Origin of the sequence: Kribbella sp. NBC_00662 (assembly GCF_041430295.1) — a bacterium.
Classification (GTDB): Bacteria; Actinomycetota; Actinomycetes; order Propionibacteriales; family Kribbellaceae; genus Kribbella.
The window spans coordinates 4,096,829-4,115,208 of sequence record NZ_CP109029.1 but is presented as its reverse complement, the minus strand read 5'-3'; the positions used below and the strand labels follow the sequence as shown (position 1 = coordinate 4,115,208).

Annotated in this window: 21 protein-coding genes; 10 read left to right on the top strand and 11 right to left on the bottom strand. The window is 68.0% G+C overall.

The window, feature by feature from the left end; translation table 11 throughout:
* Positions 1-59 precede the first annotated feature (59 nt).
* The 3 genes from OHA10_RS20765 to OHA10_RS20755 all read right to left on the bottom strand — a co-directional run bounded on the left by OHA10_RS20765 (position 60) and on the right by OHA10_RS20755 (position 2,928).
* Entirely contained in the window at positions 60-1,166 is a 1,107-nt protein-coding gene (locus tag OHA10_RS20765; RefSeq protein ID WP_371407886.1) for an NAD(P)/FAD-dependent oxidoreductase, read from the bottom strand.
* Positions 1,167-1,183: 17 nt separating this feature from the next.
* Positions 1,184-1,918, bottom strand: a complete 735-nt coding sequence (locus tag OHA10_RS20760) for a hypothetical protein (protein WP_371407885.1) — start codon at positions 1,916-1,918, stop codon at positions 1,184-1,186.
* Positions 1,919-2,106: 188 nt separating this feature from the next.
* A complete protein-coding gene (locus OHA10_RS20755) occupies positions 2,107-2,928 on the bottom strand; it encodes a SigB/SigF/SigG family RNA polymerase sigma factor (RefSeq protein ID WP_137253337.1) in 822 nt (273 codons plus the stop codon).
* A 271-nt stretch (positions 2,929-3,199) separates the two neighbouring features.
* Here OHA10_RS20755 and OHA10_RS20750 point away from each other — a divergent pair, with 271 nt between their 5' ends.
* Positions 3,200-3,433 carry a DUF397 domain-containing protein gene (locus OHA10_RS20750; protein ID WP_328997626.1) on the top strand — a complete coding sequence of 78 codons (234 nt, stop codon included), beginning with the start codon at positions 3,200-3,202 and terminating at the stop codon, positions 3,431-3,433.
* Positions 3,434-3,673: 240 nt separating this feature from the next.
* Here the strand turns inward: OHA10_RS20750 and OHA10_RS20745 are convergent, their stop codons facing one another.
* Both OHA10_RS20745 and OHA10_RS20740 read right to left on the bottom strand, forming a co-directional pair.
* Positions 3,674-3,859 (bottom strand): hypothetical protein, encoded by a 186-nt coding sequence (locus OHA10_RS20745; RefSeq protein ID WP_130383591.1) that lies wholly within the window; start codon positions 3,857-3,859, stop codon positions 3,674-3,676.
* A 29-nt stretch (positions 3,860-3,888) separates the two neighbouring features.
* Positions 3,889-4,083, bottom strand: coding sequence for a hypothetical protein (locus tag OHA10_RS20740; protein ID WP_137253335.1), 195 nt, complete (start codon positions 4,081-4,083; stop codon positions 3,889-3,891).
* 452 nt (positions 4,084-4,535) lie between these two features.
* Between OHA10_RS20740 and OHA10_RS20735 the strand changes: the two genes are divergently transcribed.
* A complete protein-coding gene (locus OHA10_RS20735; RefSeq protein WP_371407884.1) occupies positions 4,536-5,408 on the top strand; it encodes a helix-turn-helix domain-containing protein in 873 nt (290 codons plus the stop codon).
* 19 nt (positions 5,409-5,427) lie between these two features.
* On the opposite strand, the gene OHA10_RS20730 is transcribed toward OHA10_RS20735, so the two are convergent.
* The gene (locus OHA10_RS20730; RefSeq protein WP_371407883.1) at positions 5,428-6,054 is read right to left on the bottom strand and encodes a DUF2461 domain-containing protein; all 627 of its coding nucleotides are present in this window, start codon (positions 6,052-6,054) and stop codon (positions 5,428-5,430) included.
* A gap of 42 nt (positions 6,055-6,096) precedes the next feature.
* Between OHA10_RS20730 and OHA10_RS20725 the strand changes: the two genes are divergently transcribed.
* Positions 6,097-7,041, top strand: coding sequence for a zinc-binding alcohol dehydrogenase family protein (locus OHA10_RS20725; protein WP_371407882.1), 945 nt, complete (start codon positions 6,097-6,099; stop codon positions 7,039-7,041).
* Here the strand turns inward: OHA10_RS20725 and OHA10_RS20720 are convergent.
* Together OHA10_RS20720 and OHA10_RS20715 are read right to left on the bottom strand one after the other, a co-directional pair.
* A complete protein-coding gene (locus tag OHA10_RS20720) occupies positions 7,031-8,149 on the bottom strand; it encodes an epoxide hydrolase family protein (RefSeq protein WP_371407881.1) in 1,119 nt (372 codons plus the stop codon). The genes OHA10_RS20725 and OHA10_RS20720 overlap by 11 nt on opposite strands.
* Before the next feature lie 31 nt (positions 8,150-8,180).
* Complete coding sequence (locus OHA10_RS20715) at positions 8,181-8,483, bottom strand: hypothetical protein (RefSeq protein WP_371407880.1); 303 nt, start codon at positions 8,481-8,483, stop codon at positions 8,181-8,183.
* Between the two features lie 297 nt (positions 8,484-8,780).
* On the opposite strand from OHA10_RS20715, the gene OHA10_RS20710 reads away from it, so the two are divergent.
* From OHA10_RS20710 to OHA10_RS20685, 6 genes are all read left to right on the top strand, one after another.
* Positions 8,781-9,980, top strand: coding sequence for an ROK family protein (locus OHA10_RS20710; RefSeq protein WP_371407879.1), 1,200 nt, complete (start codon positions 8,781-8,783; stop codon positions 9,978-9,980).
* The gene (locus tag OHA10_RS20705) at positions 9,977-10,846 is read left to right on the top strand and encodes a carbohydrate ABC transporter permease (protein WP_371407878.1); all 870 of its coding nucleotides are present in this window, start codon (positions 9,977-9,979) and stop codon (positions 10,844-10,846) included. Before OHA10_RS20710 ends, OHA10_RS20705 begins: the two co-directional genes overlap by 4 nt.
* Positions 10,839-11,642, top strand: a complete 804-nt coding sequence (locus OHA10_RS20700; protein ID WP_371407877.1) for a carbohydrate ABC transporter permease — start codon at positions 10,839-10,841, stop codon at positions 11,640-11,642. Before OHA10_RS20705 ends, OHA10_RS20700 begins: the two co-directional genes overlap by 8 nt.
* Before the next feature lie 13 nt (positions 11,643-11,655).
* Positions 11,656-12,906, top strand: coding sequence for a sugar ABC transporter substrate-binding protein (locus tag OHA10_RS20695; RefSeq protein ID WP_371407876.1), 1,251 nt, complete (start codon positions 11,656-11,658; stop codon positions 12,904-12,906).
* Positions 12,907-12,977: 71 nt separating this feature from the next.
* On the top strand, positions 12,978-14,057 hold the full coding sequence (locus OHA10_RS20690; protein WP_371407875.1) for a glycoside hydrolase family 15 protein: 1,080 nt from the start codon (positions 12,978-12,980) through the stop codon (positions 14,055-14,057).
* The gene (locus OHA10_RS20685) at positions 14,058-16,217 is read left to right on the top strand and encodes a TIM-barrel domain-containing protein (protein ID WP_371407874.1); all 2,160 of its coding nucleotides are present in this window, start codon (positions 14,058-14,060) and stop codon (positions 16,215-16,217) included. It abuts the gene before it with no gap.
* Here OHA10_RS20685 and OHA10_RS20680 read toward each other — a convergent pair.
* Positions 16,186-16,473, bottom strand: coding sequence for a DUF1905 domain-containing protein (locus OHA10_RS20680; protein ID WP_371407873.1), 288 nt, complete (start codon positions 16,471-16,473; stop codon positions 16,186-16,188). The two genes, OHA10_RS20685 and OHA10_RS20680, sit on opposite strands and share 32 nt — an antisense overlap.
* Before the next feature lie 84 nt (positions 16,474-16,557).
* On the opposite strand from OHA10_RS20680, the gene OHA10_RS20675 reads away from it, so the two are divergent.
* Positions 16,558-17,070 (top strand): N-acetyltransferase family protein, encoded by a 513-nt coding sequence (locus OHA10_RS20675; RefSeq protein ID WP_371407970.1) that lies wholly within the window; start codon positions 16,558-16,560, stop codon positions 17,068-17,070.
* On the opposite strand, the gene OHA10_RS20670 is transcribed toward OHA10_RS20675, so the two are convergent.
* The gene (locus OHA10_RS20670; RefSeq protein WP_371407872.1) at positions 17,024-18,025 is read right to left on the bottom strand and encodes a cation diffusion facilitator family transporter; all 1,002 of its coding nucleotides are present in this window, start codon (positions 18,023-18,025) and stop codon (positions 17,024-17,026) included. The two genes, OHA10_RS20675 and OHA10_RS20670, sit on opposite strands and share 47 nt — an antisense overlap.
* Positions 18,022-18,360 (bottom strand): ArsR/SmtB family transcription factor, encoded by a 339-nt coding sequence (locus OHA10_RS20665; protein WP_371407871.1) that lies wholly within the window; start codon positions 18,358-18,360, stop codon positions 18,022-18,024. The genes OHA10_RS20670 and OHA10_RS20665 overlap by 4 nt, the downstream gene beginning before the upstream one ends.
* Positions 18,361-18,380: the final 20 nt, after the last annotated feature.

Genomic DNA, 18,380 nt, shown 5'->3' with positions numbered 1-18,380 from the left:
GGCGACCTTCGAGCCGGACTCGCGCCGGGCCATCCGCCGACCGGCGGTCGACTATGCGATCAAGGCAGCAGCTTCCGGAGCAGGCGGCGAGTGAGGTGGCCGTCGGCGAGGCCCAGTTCGACGAGGTCGTCGAAGATGCCCTGGTCGGTGTTCGCCGCGCGGATGCCCGCGTCGAGGATCCGGTCGGAGCGGCTGAGCTGGGCGACGAGTGCGGTGTGGCGCAGATGCCTCGACAAGAGTCGTGACGTCCGCCGACGGTACGGCGTACCGGCGTCCGAGTTGCCTGCCCTGAGCGCGTCCGCGATCGAGCGACCGGCGAGCAGGCCGGTTGCGACCGCGTAATAGATGCCTTCACCGGTCATCGGATTGATCAGGCCGGCCGCGTCACCCGCGAGCAGCACCGGGCCGCTCCGCGGTCGCCATCTCCATCCGGCGAGTGGCAGATGATGTCCCCACCACGACTTGCCGCCGTCGGTCGCGCCGGGCAGCAGGGTCTCGAGGTTCGCGAGCAGGTCGGCTCGCGTGGGGCGGGTGCCGGCGAGGAGTTCGCCGTACCCGACGTTCGACCAGCCGTCGCCGCGATCGAACGACCAGGCGTACGACGGTTGCCGGCCGGGACCGTACGCGATCACCTGGCTCGCCGCCCGCGAGGGCGGCGTCGGCGCGTAGCCACGGATCGCGAGCGCGACCGGACCGGGCTTCGTGCCGAGCTCCTGCCGTACGACGGAGTGGGCACCGTCCGCCCCGACGACGAAACGGCCGTGCAGGTCGCCGTCGATCGTGACGGACTGCCCCTGGACTGCGAGGCCTCGGACCCGTCGCCGTACGAGGTGGGCCCCGGCCGCTTGCGCAGCCTCGACGAGTCGCTGGTCGAACACCATCCGCGGTACGACCCAGGTCGGACGCGCCATCTCGCGATCGACGCCGGCGCTGCCGCGATTCAGCACGAACCGCCGTACCGGTGTCCAGTCGTCGAGGATCCCCTTGACGCCGACGCCGGCGAGCAGATCCAGCACGTGTGGCGCGATCCCGTCACCGCACGCCTTGTCCCGCGGAAAGTCGTGCCGGTCGACCAGCAGCACCGACAGGCTCGGATCCGCCCCCAACGCCCCGAGCGCGGCCGCGGCTCCCGCCGGGCCGGCCCCCACAATCACCAGATCCCACACAGGATCAGTCTCGCAGCTTACGTCCCGGGGCGGCGCCCCGGCTTGTTGCTGCGGCGAGGAGCACGGCGCATGCGTGAGCTGTGCGGGGTAACGCTTCCGGTTGGCGTGACGGGGCGGGCCTCGTCCGGGTCGACCACCTTGAGGGGTGGCGGGACGAAGACCGGGATGGTCTCTTCCTCGTCCTGCGCGACCACCGGCGGAGGCGGCGGCGGGACCGGCCGGGCGCGCGCGGCCGCTTCCTTGCTCACCCGTGGCCGCGGTGCGACGAGTGAAACGGTCGGAGCCGGGACGGGGCGGCGGCGATGCGGGAGCTGGGTCCGCAGTTCGATGCCGAGCGCATCGATCAGTTTGCGGCAGGCAACGATCGAGACGGCGACCGCGAGCACCGTACAGGCGGCGAACAGGACCGACTGGCCGCCGGACGACCAGTTCGACGGGTCGGTACGCGCCATCGCGGCGATCATCGCCACCACGATCGAATTGGTGAAACCCAGGGCGATCGCGAAGCCGACCGTACACAGCAGCACGCGGCGCTCGAGCCCGACATCGTCGGCCGCGGCCACGAGTCCCGCGATCAGCCCGGCAAGGACCGGCACTGTATATACAAGCGCTAGAGTCAGCCCGGGGCTCGCGACCAGATAGAAGACGTCGAACACCACCGCGGTGCCGGTCAACGCGGCCGCGAAGCACACCACCATCGGCGGGTACGCGCGCAGTACCGAGACCGCGTCCGCGGGCACGGTCTTGAACATGCGCAAGGCCAACAACAACTGCGTATCCCCTCGTCCTCCCCCCATTGTGCCGCCATCCGGCATCGTCGGTGAGATTCAGAGGCCCGCGAGTCTGCAGGCAGTGCGCCGGTCCGTCCCAGTTTTCTCTGGTGACGGACCGGCGGCACCTGGCGCCTCTACCATCAAGGCACGGTTGCTGCGGGCAACTCTCAGGCGGCAGCCTGGGTCGGGGCGAGTTTGTCGCGGAGGTCGTCCAGGATCCGGCGCAGCACCCGGGACACCTGCATCTGGCTGACGCCGATGTCGTTGCCGATCTCCGACTGCGTCCAGCCCTCGATGAAGCGCAGTTGAAGGATTCGCCGGTCGCGTTCGCCGAGATCGGCGAGCACCGGCTCGAGCATCTCGACCGTCTCCAACTGGTCGATGCTCGCGTCATCGTCGTCGGCGACGACGTCGGCCAGCGTCAGTTCGGCATCGGCCTCGGCCGGCCGGTCCAGCGACAGCACATTGAAACAGCCCTTCGCGGCCAGCGCCTGCTCGACCTCGGTGACCTCGACCTCGAGGTGCTCGGCGATCTCGGCCGGCGTCGGTTCGCGGTTCAGTTGCTGCTCCAGCTCCGGCAGCTTCGATGCGATCGTGCCTTGCATCTCCTGCAGCCGGCGCGGGATCCGCACCGTCCAGGCGCAGTCGCGGAAGTACCGCTTGACCTCGCCGCGGATGGTCGGGATGGCGAACCCGATGAACGGGGTGTCTGCTTCGAGCCGGTAGTGATGGGCTGCTTTCACCAGCCCCAGATAAGCGACCTGCTCCAGGTCGTCCGACTCGGCGCCGCGCCCGCGGAAGCGGCGCGCGATGCCCTGCGCCATTTCCAGATTGAGCTCGACGACTTGTTCGAGAAGTTCCTGCCGTTCGCCTTCGGCGGTACTGGCAGCCCGGCGTTCCATCAGCTTCCGGGTAGCTGCTTCACGTGCGGCCCGATCGGCCGGGGTGGCGCAGCGGGTGGAAACCCGCTCCATGATGCTCGTGACCATTGGTATGACCTCGCGACTGTCTCGTCACGGCGTGGCACTTCGCTGAACCACGGTCATGCCTGCAAGAGAAGTCGTACCCCACCTGTCTGCTTCTCATGCATGAATCCCGAAACCGTCACTGATCGCGACCGGACACGCCGTCGAACGGGCGTTTGACCGCGACACGATCACAGGAAGTAAGGGAGCGGACACATGACCCAAAAGTGTGTACGATGCAGATGCAAGGCCAAATGCACGTGCATATGCCAAGGACGTATGGAAGGTGCAGCTGATGACTGCGATCTACAACGGCATGCCCGGCGACTCGAACAGTGAGCTGATCTGGAAGAAGAGCCAGCGCAGCGGCCCCAACGGCAACTGTGTCGAGGTTGCGAAGCTGTCGGACGGCGGTGTGGCGGTGCGCAACTCGCGCTTCACCGACGGCCCGGCCCTGGTGTTCACGAAGGCCGAGATCGAGGCGTTCCTCGGCGGCGTTCACGACGGCGAGTTCGACTACCTCGCCTGAGCACCACAGAGCGGTTCGGAGCAACACGAAAAGCAAGGGCCCCTTCGCCAGGCGAGTGACGAAGGGGCCCTTTCGTGTGCCCGCTCGGCGGCAGCGTCGGCCGGCCGGACCGACGACCGGCGGAGGCCGGCGGGTCCACCCCGCGACGAGGTGCCGAACTCCTGGACGAGGACATGGAAACGCCAGGGCCGACCCTCCGGCGAGAGTCGACCCTGGCGTGTCTGAGGGGCGAGTACTGAACTACTGGACGGTGAGCGGCCAGAGCTGCTCGCTCGGCAGCTCCGATGCCTTCCCGGTGGCCGCATTGTCAACGGTGATTCGCAATCCGGTGAACTTCGGCGTCATCACCCGCTGGTACCGCGACGCGCGGTCCGGCTCGGCGACGTACTCGGCGATCAGGTGGTCGCCCAACCAGATCCGCACCATTTTCCGTCCTCCTCCTGCTCTGTCGGTGGTCATGGGGCCAGGCTCACGATCGGGTCGCCGTCGAGTTGGCGAACGCCGCGCAACCAGCCCTCGAAGGCCCAGCGCTGTTGCTCGGGGCAACGCGCAACCAGTTCCTGGATCTCCCGCTCCGTCAGCTCCTCGGGCGCGCGGCCACCGGCAAGCTCGGCGGTCTGCTCCACAACCTCACTGTCGTTGTCGTTCATCGACTCGGGTTCCCCAACCAGTCAAGCCAACGGGGGGCCATTGGCGCTCTGTAAGGACCGGCCTGCTGGATCACGCGATGTCACTTTTCGCGAGATTCAGCTCACCTTCTGTGCATGAAGCAATCATGGCGTCGGCACGCGACGAATGCAAGCGCCCGATGCACGTGCATCCGCACGTTTTCCAATTCGAGACCACAACAGACCCCATCCCGCCTGGATCAGGCTCGATCGAGGGGTGGCGAACGGTGTTCGACGGCGCATTACCGGAGTACTATGTACTGACAAATTGAGCCCAGGGTGGATCGGCTAGGCTTACGCTCCGTGATCGCTGCTGCGGATTCGACGCTCTTTTGTAAGAACTTCGGCAGATCAGCGCCCCGGCGTGCGATGATGTGCACTCGCGGGTGAGGTTGCTTGTTGATGAAGACCGCTGGGGCCGCAGGGAGGTTGGGGTGACCGAGTCGGGCGCGCAAAGCGGACCGACCGCGCTGCGCGTCATTCTCGGAGCGCACCTTCGCCGGATGCGGGTGGCCGCCGGTATCAGCCGGTCGGACGCGGGCTGGGAGATCCGGTCGTCGGAGTCCAAGATCAGCCGGATGGAGCTGGGCCGCGTCGGCCTGAAGGAACGCGACGTCGGCGACCTGCTCGGTCTGTACGGGCTCGACGACGACGAAGAGCGCGAGCGGCTGCTGCGACTCGCGCGTGAGGCGAACAACCCCGGTTGGTGGCACCGGTACGGCGACGTACTGCCGAGCTGGTTCCACTCTTATCTGGACCTCGAGGCGGCGGCGCAGCTGATCCGTGTCTACGAGCTCCAGTTCATCCCCGGTCTGCTGCAGACGCCCGACTACATCCGCGCGGTGGTCCAGCTGGGTCGCGGCATGATCCCCGGCGAGGAGGTCGAGCGCCGCGTCACGCTGCGGACCAACCGCCAGGGCGTGCTGAGCCGCCCGGAGCCGGTTCGTCTCTGGGCTGTCGTGGACGAGGCGGTACTGCGCCGGCCGATCGGCGGCGTCAAGAGCATGATCGAGCAGCTCAACCACTTGATCGACGCGTCGCAGCTGCCCAACGTCACGCTGCAGGTGATGCCGTTCAGCGTCGGCGGACACGCAGCCACCGGCGGCGCCTACAGCATCCTCCGTTTCCCGGAGCAGGACCTGCCCGACATGGTCTACATCGAGCACCTCACCAGCGCCCTGTACCTGGACAAGCTGGAAGACCTCGACCAGTACACAGCCACCATGGAAGCCCTCTGCGTCGCCGCCCCACCCCCGAACAAGACCCGCGACATCCTCACCGACATCCGCAAGGACTTCGAGCGCTGACTTCCATCACCTGACCTCGTCAGCTGTTGTCGGTGAGCCAGGTCAGGAGGGGTTTGGTGGCTTGCCAGTCGGTGCGGATCTGGGTGGCTAGTTCGGGGGTGTGGATGATGGGCTCGAAGCCGTAGGACTTGGAGACCGTGAGGGACTTGTGGCGGAGTAGGTCGATGCGGGGGTGGTCCGCGTCGTAGCCGCGGGGACTGGTTTTGAGTTTGTCGCCGCCGACCGTCCAGCCGGCTCGGGTGAGCTTACCGAGGAGTTTTTCCAGTTGTTTGCCTCGGCGGTCCTCGGCTATCGCGGTGCGGACCCGGGCCAGGCGTTCGGAGGATGCGTCGTAGAAGCCGGCGGCTACTCGTACGCCGGGCGCGGACACCTGGACATACCAGCCCAGGGCCGGAGCCAGGTCGATGAAGGCGCCCTGGTGGGTCTTGTACGGCGTCTTGTCCTTCGCGAAGCGGACGTCGCGGTACGGGCGGAACAGTTTCGCCGTGCCGAACTCCTCCTCGAGCTCCGCGAGCAGCGCGGTCATCGGTGCGCGGACGGACTCCTCGTAGACCTCCTTGTGCGCCGTCCAGAACGACTTGGTGTTGTCCATTTCGAGATCGTCGTAGAAATCCAGCGCCGCAGCCGGAAAACCGGTAAAACTCATGCGGCAACGATAGTTCGCCCGACAGAACGGACAGACACCCCCATGCGCGCGATCCAGGTCACCCAGTTCGGCGGTCCCGAGGTTCTCGTCCCGACCGAGCTGGACCCGCCCGTCGCCGGACCGGACCAGCTCCTGGTCGAGGTCAGCGCCGCCGGGGTGAACTTCGCCGACACGCATCGCACCGACGGCTCGTACCGCGGCGGCGTCACGCTCCCGTTCGTCCCCGGTGTCGAGATCGTCGGCCGGACGGACGGTCGCCGCATCCTCTCCCCCATCTTCGAGACCGGCGGCGGGTACGCCGAGTACGCCGTCGCGCCGGCACACCGCGCCGTCGACGTACCGGACGAGGTCAGCGACGGACAGGCGCTCGCGCTGCTCATCCAAGGACTGACCGCCTGGCACGTGCTGAAGAACAGTGCGCGACTCAGCCCCGGTGAGACCGTCCTGGTCAACGCGGCGGCAGGCGGAGTCGGGTCACTCGCCATTCAGCTGGCGAAACACTTCGGAGCTGGGCAGGTCATTGCGACCGCCTCGACCGCGGCCAAGCGAGAGCTGGCACTCGACCTCGGCGCAGATGTTGCTCTGGACAACAACCAGGACGGGTACGCCGAGAGAGTGCTCCAGGCTACCGGTGGGGTCGATGTCGTGCTGGACTCGACCGGTGGGGCAACGATGCTGGCCGGACTCGAGTGCCTCAACGGATTCGGACGGTTGGTGAACTACGGCAACGCGAGCCGCGAGGGCCGGCCGTCCGTCGACCCGAGCGCGCTTGCCCAACGCAACCTTTCGGTCGCCGGCTTCTGGCTCGTCCCGGCGATGGACCTCCCCGGCGGGTACGTCGAACCGCTGACCGAGCTGCTCGCCCTCACCGCTGCGAAGAAGCTCAGCCCGCTCGTCGGCGCGGAGTACCCGCTCGAGGAGGCTCGCCGCTCGCACGAGGACCTCCTCGCCCGCCGGACCACCGGCAAGCTGATTCTCAAGCCCTGAAGAACGCGCGGATGTCCTCGGCCAGCACGGCCGGCTGTTCGAGCGCGGCGAAGTGACCGCCGTGCGGATGACTGGTCCACCGCACGATGTTGTCGCTCCGGGCGACCTTGTGCCGCAGCGGGATGAAGTTCTCGTGCGCCAGATCGAGCAACGCGGTCGGCGTCCGCGACGGCTCGGCCGGCCGGCCCCAGTACGACGCATGCGCACGCTCGTAGTAGATCGCGCCCGCCGAACCCGCAGTCCGCGTGAGCCAGTAGAGCATCACGTTGGTCAGGAGTACGTCGCGGTCGATCGGCGCGGCCGGATCCGCCCAGGTCGCGAACTTCTCCGCGATCCACGCCATCTGCCCGACCGGTGAGTCGGTCAGCGCATACGCCAGCGTCTGCGGTCGCGTCGACTGCAGATCGGCGTACCCCTGCTGCTCCGAAGCGAACTCCTGCTGCCGGCGCCACGACGCCCAGGTGCGTTCCCGCTCAACCGGATCGAGCGGGGCAAGCTCCTCCGCCGTCGGCTCGGAGGTCGCCCCCGCTCCGGGGATGAGATTGAGATGTACGCCGATCACGCGCTCGGGATCGATCCGCCCGACCTCGCGGGAGATCGCCGAACCCCAGTCGCCACCTTGTACGCCGTACCGCCGGTAGCCGAGCCGCGTCATCAGCTCGGTCCACGCGCGGGCGACGCGCTTGAACTCCCAGCCGGGCTCCTCCACCGGGCCGGACAACGTGAACCCCGGGATGGTCGGGATCACCAGGTGGAAGTCGGTCAGCAGCTTCGCGACCTCGGTGAACTCGACGACCGACCCGGGCCATCCGTGGGTGAGAACGAGCGGGATCGCCGCCGGGTCCGTCGACGGCAGATGCGCGAAATGAACCCGAGCTCCGTCGATCACGGTCGTGTACTGCGGCCACTCGTTCAACCGCGCTTCGGCAGCTCGCCAGTCGTAGGAGGACCGCCAGTAGGCAACCAGGTCCTGGAGATAGGCCAGCGGGACACCGCGGGACCATCCGACGCCGGGCAGTTCGGAGGGCCAGCGCACCAGGTCGAGGCGCCGGCGCAGGTCGTCCAGCTCGCTGTCCGGCACGTCCAGGCAGAACGGTTCGATCGTCACCCCGGCACCCTGCCACACCAGTGCGACGGGCTCAGGCGGTGACCTCGTCGTGCGTCCGGTCGCGGACGACCTTGATCGCGACAGCCGCGATCAGGCACAGCACACCGGCGCTGATCACGATCGTGACCAGCGTGCTCGCACTGCTCAGCGCGTTGTCGCAGGCCATCGGCGTGATCCCACCGGCCGGCTGGAACGCCGAGCCGCAGCGGGTACCGCTGGCCGAGACCGACCGGAACCCGAGCAGGCCGCCGACGAGCAGCAGCACCACCCCGGCCGCGCCGAGAATCTTGTTGAGCGTGATCACGGTCAGACCGGATCCGCTGGTTGTGGGCATGCCGACGGCACGCCCCGTGAGCCCCGTAGCACTTCGATCACTCCTGACTTCGACGGACCACCCAAGAATCGAACTTACGGTCAGGCCCGCGGTGATCCCCACCCGAGCAGGCGGTCAGGACTGATTCTTCACAGAGTCCTTACTCAGAACATGACCGGCTGTGACGGTGATCTCAGATCAAATGAGAGTCACTGTCACTCGGAGTGTTCTCCCGCCGGACCGCCGGACAGAACTCTTGACAGCCCGGCCCGAACTGCTTACTTTCAGACTAAATTTAGTCCTGAAGGAAGTGATTCGGTGAGCGGTCAGAGCCCCCGTGGTGGTGAGCTGGTGCCGTCCGGCATCGTGGTGTTGCTCGGCACCCGTGGACCCACGTCCCGGACCGCCATCGCCCGCAGCCTGGACCTCAGCCCGGCGACCGTCACGCAGGTGACCAAGGACCTGATCGCCCGCGGGATCGTCGAGGAGCTCGAGTCCGTCCCGTCGAACGGCGGCCGGCCCGCGCGGCTGCTCGGTCTGGCCAGCCAGGCCGGCGTCGCCCTCGGCGCGAAGGTCACCGCCGACCACGTCGCGGTGGTGACCGTCGAGCTCGACGGCACCGTCCGCTCGAGCCGGTCGCACGACTTCGATCCCGGCGCCACCGACGCGCTCGACCAGCTCGGCCGGATCCTCACCACCGAGGTCGACGACCTCGACGACCGGCTGCTCGGTGTCGGCGTCGGCGTGCCCGGATCGGTCGACTCCCAGGCCTCCGGGATCGTCGACGCGCCGACGCTGGGCTGGCGGGCCGCGCAGGTCGGGCCGATCCTGCGGGAGGCCGTCGGTACGCCGGTGCTCGTCGACAACGACGTGAACACGCTGGCCGCGGCCGAGCGGCTGTACGGGATCGGTCGCGAGCACTCGTCGTACCTGGTGGTCACGATCGGGCGCGGGATCGGGTGCGGGATCGTCGTCGACGGCGCGATCTACCGGGGCGCCAACGGCGGCGCCGGCGAGATCGGCCACATCCCGGTCTGGGCCGACGTGGACCAGCCGGTCTGCACCTGCGGCTCGACCGGTTGCCTGGAGGCCTACATCGGCGCCGACGGACTGGCCCGGACGGCGCGCGACCGCGGTGTGATCGGTCCGCGCGGCACGCTCGCCGGACTGTTGCGCGCAGCAACAACTGGGGACGGGACAGCCCGGGCGGTGTACGCCGAGGCCGGCGAGCTGCTCGGTCGCGCGCTGGCCGGCGTGATCCACACGGTCGACCCGGAGGTCGTCGTACTGCTTGGTGAAGGGGTGGACGGATGGGAGTTCTGGCAGAGCGGGTTCGAGCCGTCCTTCCGGCGGTCGTTGCTGCCGGCCCGCAAAAACGTGCAGGTACTGGTCGAGCCGTGGACGGAGGACCAGTGGGCCCGCGGGGCGGCGTCGCTGGTACTGGCGTCACCGTTCGACGCCGCCGGGAACGGGGGCGAGCAGAGCCGTTTGGTCCGCGCCCGGCTGGGAGCCTCGTGAGGGCGAAGAAGTTGGGGTGGGTGCTGTTCTTCCTGCTGCCCAGCGCGATCCCGCTGGTCGCGTTCACGCTGGTGCCGATGGTGTCCAGCCTGTGGGTCAGCCTGCACAAGTGGAACCTGATCTCACCCATGCAGTGGGTCGGCCTCGACAACTACACCAACCTGCTGACCGACCCGACGACCCGCCAGGTCTTCCTGCACACGCTGATCTACGTCGTCGGCTATCTCCCCCTGGTGTACGCCGGTGGGCTCGCGCTGGCGCTCGTGCTCAACCAGCGACTGAAAGGCCGCGCGTTCCTGCGAGCGACGTACTTCCTGCCGGTCGTGACCAGCTGGGTGGTCGTGGCGCTCGTTTGGAAGTGGTTGCTGAACCCGGCGAACGGACTGGTCAACCAGATCCTCGGGTTCTTCGGTGTCCCCGGGCCCGGCTGGTGGACGGACCCGCACTGGGCGCTGCCGGCAGTGATCCTGTCGTCGGCCTGGAAGGACCTCGGGTTCGTCATGGTCATCCTGCTCGCCGGGCTGCAGTCCATCCCGTCGGATGTGTACGAGGCTGCGCTGGTGGACGGCGCGAACCCCTGGCAACGGTTCTGGCGGATCACTCTGCCGCTGCTGTCACCGTCGACGTTCTTCGTCGTGGTCATCTCGCTGATCAACGGCTTCCAGGTCTTCGACCAGGTGTACGTGATGACCGGCGGCGGCCCGTCCGGCAGCAGCCAGGTGGTCGTCGGGCACATCTACGACCTGACGTTCAGGTACGGACGCGCCGGTGAGGCCTCCGCGCTGTCCTGGATCCTGTTCGCGGTGATCCTGCTGATCACCGTGCTCCAGGTCCGCGGCCAGCGGAAGTGGGTGCACTATGCGTAGGTTCTGGCTGTACGCCGCTGTCGTGGTCGGCGCGGCCGTGATGCTGTTCCCGTTCCTCTGGACCGTGATCACCTCGATCACCCCGGACGGCTCGCTGGCGGACGGGCCGACGCTGATCGTGCACAACCCGACCCTGGACGCGTACCGAACGCTGCTCGACGCGATGCCGATCTGGCGGATCCTGGCGAACTCGCTGCTGATCGCGATCGCCTCGACCGGGTTCCAGCTGATCACCGGCTCGATGGCGGCGTACGGGTTCGCCCGGCTGCACTTCCCGTTGAAGAACGTGATCTTCGGCTGCTACCTGGCCACGCTGATGGTCCCGCTGCAGGTGCTCGTCGTACCGCTGTTCATCGAGATGAAGACGCTGAACCTGCAGGACACGTACTTCGCCCTGCTCGCGCCGACGATCGCGTCCGCGTTCGGCGTGTTCCTGCTCCGGCAGGCGGTCAGCGCCGTACCGGCCGAGCTGGACGAGGCGGCCACGATCGACGGCGCCGGGCATCTGCGCATCTTCACCACGATCGTGCTGCCGCTGATCCGGCCCGCGCTCGCGACGGTCGCGGTGTTCGCGTTCATGGGCAGCTGGAACAGCTTCCTCTGGCCGCTGGTGGTGATCCGGTCACCGGAATTCATGACGCTGCCGCTCGGCCTGTCGACACTGCAAGGCCAGTTCACCACCCAATGGAATGTCGTGATGGCGGGCTCGGTCGTCTCGATCGTGCCGATCGCGGTCATCTACCTGCTCGCGCAGCGCCACATCATCGCCGGTGTCGCACACACCGGTATCAAGTAGGAGGGGAATCACCATGCGTCTACTGAAATTCGCGGCTGTCGGGGCGGCCGCCGCGCTCGCACTGACCGCCTGCGGCCAGGGATCCGCGACCAAGCAAGCCGCCGCACCGGACGGCAAGTCGGTCGTCCGGTACATGAACTTCTCGTCGAACGACGGTCACGAGAAGGACCTGACCGCGATCGTCACCGCCTTCCAGGCAGCCAACCCGGACATCACGGTGCAGGTCGAGACCGTGCCGTACGCCGACTACTTCACCAAGCTGCAGACGGCCGTCGCCGGCGGCACCGCGGCCGACGCGTTCGAGCTCAACTACGAGAACTTCGTGACGTATGCGACGAACGGTTCGCTGGCCGAACTGAAGAGCGTCGACTCGTCGGTCTACAAGAAGTCGCTGTACGACGCCTTCAACACCGACGGCAAGCAGTACGGCGTACCGGAGTCGTTCTCGAACGTCGTGCTGTTCTACAACAAGGCTCTGTTCAAGCAAGCCGGGGTCGCCGAGCCGACGGCCGACTGGACCTGGAAGGACGAGCAGGCCGCGGCCGCCAAGCTGACGAACAAGGCGACCAAGGTGTGGGGCGACTACCAGCCGGTCTCGTACAACGAGTTCTACAAGGTGCTCGCGCAGAACGGCGGCGAGTTCCTGAACGCGGACCGGACCGAAGCGACGTTCAACTCTCCGCAGGGTGTCGAGGCGGCGAAGTTCCTCGTCGACAAGGTCGGCAAGACGATGCCGACCGAGGCCGACGGCGCCGGTACGCCGGACTTCGACACGAAGCTGTTCACGTCCGGGAAGCTGGCCATGTGGCACACCGGGATCTGGATGTTCTCCGCGCTGTCCGGTGCGAAGTTCGACTGGGACGTGGTGGTCGAGCCCGGCAACACGCAGAAGGCGTCGGCGATGTTCGCGAACGGCCTGGTGGTGAACGCGGCATCGAAGAACGCCGACGCCGCGCAGAAGTGGATCACCTATCTGTCGTCGTCCGACGAGACGACCAAGACCCGGCTCGCGTCGTCGTGGGAGCTGCCGCCGATCGCCGACGAGAGCAAACTGAAGAGCTACCTCGACCAGCCGAAGCCGGCCAACCGGGAGGCGGTCTTCACTGCACTCGAGAAGCCGGTCCTGCCGCCGGTCGTCGAACGCCAGCAGGAGATGCAGGACACCGTCACGCAGGAACTGACCGCTGCTGCGGCCGGCCGCAAGACGGTCGAGAAGGCACTGGCCGACGCCCAGTCCAAGGTGAACGGCCTTCTCAAGAAGTGAAGGAAAGAACAAGGACAAAGGACCCCGCCCCCTCGGTTCGCTCGGGGGCGGGGAACCGCGGAGGAGTAGATGTGAAACGACTGCGTGAGCTGGCCGAGGTCAGCCACGCAGTCATCACCGGCAATCAGGATGCAGGTGGGGCGTATCCGGCTGCGCCCACCTTCTCGGCCTACCGGGGGTACGCCTGGTTGCGGGACGGATCGTTCACCGCGGAGGGGATCTCGCGGTACGGCGACATCGCGTCGGCGGACCGGTTCCACGACTGGGCGGACGGCGTACTGCGAAGTCGCCGTCGACAGGTGGACGAGCTATGTGCGGCGAACGCGCGCGGACAGCGGCCGGACGACGCGGACATGCTGCCGACCCGGTTCACGTTCGACGGCGGCGACGGATCGGATCCGTGGTGGGACTTCCAGACGGACGGCTACGGGATCTGGCTGTGGTCGGTGGTCAGCCACGCGGTCCGGCACGGGCTGGAGCTCGACCGGTGGCGGGGCGGGATCGAGGTCGCAGTCGACTACCTGGTCGCGTTCTGGGACCGGCCTTGCTACGACTGGTGGGAGGAGCACGTCGAGGAGCGGCACGTGTCGACGCTCGGCGCGATCTACGGCGGGTTGGTCGCCATCGCGCCGTACACGGAGGCGGCTGTACTCGAGGTTGCCGAGCGCATCCGTTCGTTGGTGGTTGCTGAAGGCATCCATGACGGTCGGCTGACCAAGTGGCTGGGAACGTCAGCGGTCGACGGTTCGTTGCCGGCCTGCGTCGTCCCGTTCGGGCTGGTGAGCGGCGAGGTCGGCGCGGCGACGCTGACCGCTGTGGCCGACGAGCTCGACGTGGACGGCGGCGTACACCGCTTCACAGCTGATGTGTTCTACGGCGGCGGCCAATGGATCCTGCTGTCCGCGTTGCTCGGGTGGAACCTGGCGGTCGCAGGCGACAGCGCCGGCGCGTGGCGCCACCTCCGCTGGATCGCGGACCAGGCCACGCCGGACGGCGAGCTCCCCGAGCAGGTCCCCCACCACTTGCTCCACCCCGGATCCCGGGACGAGTGGATCGCCCGCTGGGGCAACGTCGCCACTCCCCTGCTCTGGTCCCACGGCATGTACTTGATCCTCGCCGACGAGCTCGGCGTGCTCCCCGAGAAGGTCTGAATGCTCATCCATCGCCCGTACGGCATCGAACACCCCTACGCCAACTCACCGGACCAGCGCGTGCCGGTGCTCCCGCTCGTCGGAGAACAACTCCGCCTGGGTGTGGTCGCTTCGCCCGACGTCACCGCCGTCGTGTGCGAGTGGGGTTCGCTGACGCTCGACATGTCACCCGCCGAGGCAGCGGCCGCCGACGCGGCGGCGCTGGCCGGCGGCGAAGGCCATCTCAGCGAGGCGCAGGCGAAGTCGCTCGGGGCCGACGACGGTTGGTCGGTCATGACTCCGCCGGTGACCGAGCCGGTTCGCTACCGCTTCCGGACCGCGACCGAGACCACGGCCTGGTTCGAGGTCTCACCGGCGCAGTGGACACGCGAAGGTGGTGAACTGCGCGGTGGCGAGGATCGTGTGACCGACGTCGAGTGGCTGGTGTCCGCGGCAGGCGTGCATCGGGCGCGGTTCCGGCTGCCGTTGCGGGCCGGTGATCACCTGGTCGGGTTCGGCGAGCGGTACGACCAGCTGGATCAGCGCGGGAAGCGGCTCGACGCGATGGTGTTCGAGCAGTACAAGGCTCAGGGCGTGCACGGGCGGACGTACCTGCCGATGCCGTTCGCGCACGTGGTGAACGGCGGCTGGGGATTCCACGTGCGGACGTCCCGCCGAACCTGGTTCACCTCCGACGGCGCCGGGCTCACCGTAGAGGTTGCCCTGGGCGACGAACCGGTGGTTGACCTCGGCATCTACCAGGGCTCACCGACCGAGGTGCTGACAGCGTTCCTGGACGAGGTGGGCCGGGCCGAGGAGCTGCCGGACTGGATCTTCCGGTTGTGGGCCTCCGGCAACGAGTGGAACACCCAGGACCTGGTGATGGCGCGGATGGACACCCATCGCGAGCTGGAGATCCCGGTCGGCACCGTCGTGATCGAGGCCTGGAGCGACGAGGAAGGCATCACGATCTGGCGCGATGCGCAGTACGCCGTCACGGCCGACGGCACGGCCCACAAGGCCTCCGACTTCAGCTACCCGAAGGACGGCGCCTGGCCGGACCCCGGGGCGATGATCGACGAGCTGCATCGTCGAGACATCAAGGTCGTGCTCTGGCAGATCCCGCTGCAGAAGAGCGAGTTCGACACCGGGCAGGTGGCAGCCGACGCCGCCGCGATGGTCCGCGACGGTCACGCAGTACTGGAGGCCGACAGTACGCCGTACCACAACCGGGGATGGTGGTTCCCGAAGGCGCTGATGCCCGACCTGTCCGTGCAACGCACCCGGGACTGGTGGACCGAGAAGCGCCGCTACCTGGTCGAGGACTTCGATGTCGACGGCTTCAAGACCGACGGTGGTGAGCACGCCTGGGGCCACGACCTGCGGTACGCCGACGGCCGGCGCGGGGACGAGGGGAACAACCTGTTCCCGGTGCACTACGCCCGGGCCTTCGGCGATCTGCTGCGATCGGCGGGCAAGGCCCCGGTGACCTTCTCGCGGGCCGGCTTCACCGGATCGCAGGCGCACGGCATCTTCTGGGCCGGCGACGAGGACTCCACCTGGGAGGCGTTCCGGTCCTCGATCATCGCCGGCCTGACCGCGGCCTCGTGCGGCATCGTCTACTGGGGCTGGGACCTGGCCGGCTTCTCCGGACCGGTGCCGGACGCGGAGCTCTACCTTCGCGCGACGGCCGCGTCCACCTTCCTGCCGATCATGCAGTACCACTCGGAGTTCAACCACCACCAGCGTCCGCTCCGCGACCGGACGCCGTGGCACGTCGCCGAGACCACGGGCGACCACCGCGTCGTCCCGATATTCCGCAAGTACGCCGTACTCCGCGAGCAGCTCGTCCCGTATCTGGCCGAGCAAGCCGCACGAACGATCGCCACTGACCGTCCGTTGCTCCGGCCGCTCTTCTTCGACCACGCCGACGACCCGGAGATCTGGAACCACCCTTACCAGTACCTGCTGGGTGACGACCTGCTGGTCAACCCGGTACTCGAGCCGGGCGCCACCACATGGACGACGTACCTCCCCGAGGGCACCTGGTACGACGCCTGGACCGGCGAGCCCGTCGCCGGCGGACTCGTCACCCGCGAGGTGCCGCTCGAGGTCGTGCCCGTGTACACGCGGACCGCCGGGGTGAACCTCAGCCGAGGCGTTCTTCCAGGTGGACGGTGATCTCGTCGCCCGGCTCCTTGCCGAGGGCGGTGCGGAGGTCGCCTTTGACGGGCAGCTTGTGGGTCCCGTCGCCGAGGGCCATGAACGAGCTCTCGAAGGGGTGGCCGTCCATCGTTCCGCGGACCTTGACCAGGCCGCGGGTGCCGAAGTACTCGGCCGAGCCGGGCATCTGCAGATAGGTCCAGCCGCCCTTGGCGTCGCTCTTCAGCAGCGGCGCGGTGAAGGTCTTGTCCAGCTTTCCGGTCTTCTTGCTCACGGTGAGCTCCTCTCTACACCCCTAGGTAGAGACTGCGGACGGGCTTTCGACATCCACCGCCAACCTATTCTGGGACATGTGCAGATGACGATCCGCCGGGCCGGGCGGGACGACGTACCGGCGGTGCTCACCCTGCTCGACGGGGCCACCGAGTGGCTGGTCGCGCGTGGGCAGACCGAGCAGTGGGGTACGTCGCCGCATTCGACGAGCCCGCGCCGGGTCGCGCAGATCACCGGGTTCGCAGCTGACGGCGAGCTCTGGGTCGGTGAGGCCGAGGGCCGGGTCGTCGGTGCGCTCGCGGTCGGCCAGGCGATGGAGTACGTGCCCGCTGCCACCGAACCCGAGCTGTACGTCCGTCTGCTCGTGACCGAGCGCGCCTCCGCCGGGCAGAACATCGGCGGCGTACTGCTCGACCACGCCCGCAAGCTGGCACGCGAGGCCGGTGCGCGCGTCATGCGCGTCGACTGCTTCGCGGGCGGCGACGGCGCGCTCGTCCGGTACTACGAGGCGCAGGGGTTCACGCGCGACGTGGAGTTCGCCGTACCGCGGGTCAATGAGCCGGACTGGCCGGGTCAGGTGCTCGTCCAACGTCTGTGATCGACGAGCGATGTACGGCGCCGTGGGCGTCACTGCAATGCGCTTCGCCGGTCGCAGCCGTCGCGTGATCGACCTGGAGCGTGGAGTGGGTCAGGTGGTGGCGCTCGGCCAGGACCTGCTCGATCCGGATCCGGATCTGATGACAATCGAGGCCCTGGGCAACCAGGATGTGCGCCGACGCGGCCGGCTCACCCGACGTGATCTCCCAGACATGCAGGTCGTGGACCTCGACGACGCCCTCGATCGCGCACAGCTCGGCGCCGAGCGACTGCGGGTCGATCGCACTCGGCGCGGCCTCGAGGAAGATCCGGCCGGAGTCGCGGACCAGTGAGATGCCGGCCTTCAGCATCAGTACGGCGACCACGAGCGCGGCGATCGCGTCCGCCCGGGCGAACCCGGTGAGCAGGACGACGAGACCGGCGATCGCGGTCGCGATGAACGCGAACAGGTCGTTGAGGATGTGCTGGAACGCGCCTTCGACGTTCAGGCTGGAGCGGTTCGCCTTGCTGATCAGCCAGGTGGCGAGCAGGTTGACCGCGATACCGACGACGCCGGTGATCAGGACCAGCGCGCCCTTGACCTCGGGCGGATCGATCATCCGGCTGACGGCCTCGTAGACGAAGTACGCCGCGAGCAGCAGCAGCGTGATGCCGTTGGCCTGCGCGGAGAGGATCTCGACCCGTTTGAAGCCGTAGGTGAACCCGCCCGCCGGCGGCTTCGCGGCCAGCCGGATCGCGAGCAGCGCGAGGGCAATGGCGATCGCGTCGGTCAGCATGTGCGCCGCGTCCGTGACGAGCGCCAGCGAACCGGCCGCGAACCCGACGATCACCTCCGCGATCATGAAGCCGACGATCAGCGCGAGGGCTCCGCTCAGCAGCTTGCGGTCCGCCCGAGCGCTGACCGCGTGGCCGTGCCCGTGGCCGTGCCCCTGAGCGTGCCCGTGGCCCTCGCTCATGACTCCGACCTCTCCGGATGGATCGCGTCGGTGTGCTCGGTATGGGCGACGGCCAGGTCGACCAGCATCCGGACGTGCGCGTCGTCGAGGCGGTAGAAGGCGTTCCGGCCGTCACGCCGGACGGAGACCACCCGGTGTGCGCGGAGCAGGCGGAGGGCATGCGAGGTCGCGGACTCGCTCAGTCCGGTGATCGCGGCGAGATCGCAGACGCACAGCTCCCCGTCGAGCAGGGCGACCAGCAGCTTCAGTCGCCGCGGGTCGCCGAGCAGCCCGAAGACGTCAGCGGTGTCGACGATGTCGTCCTCGCCGGGCATCCTGGCGTTGACACTGGCCACACGCTCAGGATTGACCAGGC

Coding starts and splice junctions, on each gene's coding strand:
- OHA10_RS20715 (WP_371407880.1), bottom strand. CDS start 8,483: ATGCCCACAACCAGCGGATCCGGTCTGACCGTGATCACGCTCAACAAG.
- OHA10_RS20695 (WP_371407876.1), top strand. CDS start 11,656: ATGCGTCTACTGAAATTCGCGGCTGTCGGGGCGGCCGCCGCGCTCGCA.
- OHA10_RS20755 (WP_137253337.1), bottom strand. CDS start 2,928: ATGGTCACGAGCATCATGGAGCGGGTTTCCACCCGCTGCGCCACCCCG.
- OHA10_RS20740 (WP_137253335.1), bottom strand. CDS start 4,083: ATGAACGACAACGACAGTGAGGTTGTGGAGCAGACCGCCGAGCTTGCC.
- OHA10_RS20700 (WP_371407877.1), top strand. CDS start 10,839: ATGCGTAGGTTCTGGCTGTACGCCGCTGTCGTGGTCGGCGCGGCCGTG.
- OHA10_RS20725 (WP_371407882.1), top strand. CDS start 6,097: ATGCGCGCGATCCAGGTCACCCAGTTCGGCGGTCCCGAGGTTCTCGTC.
- OHA10_RS20685 (WP_371407874.1), top strand. CDS start 14,058: ATGCTCATCCATCGCCCGTACGGCATCGAACACCCCTACGCCAACTCA.
- OHA10_RS20675 (WP_371407970.1), top strand. CDS start 16,558: ATGACGATCCGCCGGGCCGGGCGGGACGACGTACCGGCGGTGCTCACC.
- OHA10_RS20760 (WP_371407885.1), bottom strand. CDS start 1,918: ATGTTCAAGACCGTGCCCGCGGACGCGGTCTCGGTACTGCGCGCGTAC.
- OHA10_RS20750 (WP_328997626.1), top strand. CDS start 3,200: ATGACTGCGATCTACAACGGCATGCCCGGCGACTCGAACAGTGAGCTG.
- OHA10_RS20745 (WP_130383591.1), bottom strand. CDS start 3,859: ATGGTGCGGATCTGGTTGGGCGACCACCTGATCGCCGAGTACGTCGCC.
- OHA10_RS20670 (WP_371407872.1), bottom strand. CDS start 18,025: ATGAGCGAGGGCCACGGGCACGCTCAGGGGCACGGCCACGGGCACGGC.
- OHA10_RS20730 (WP_371407883.1), bottom strand. CDS start 6,054: ATGAGTTTTACCGGTTTTCCGGCTGCGGCGCTGGATTTCTACGACGAT.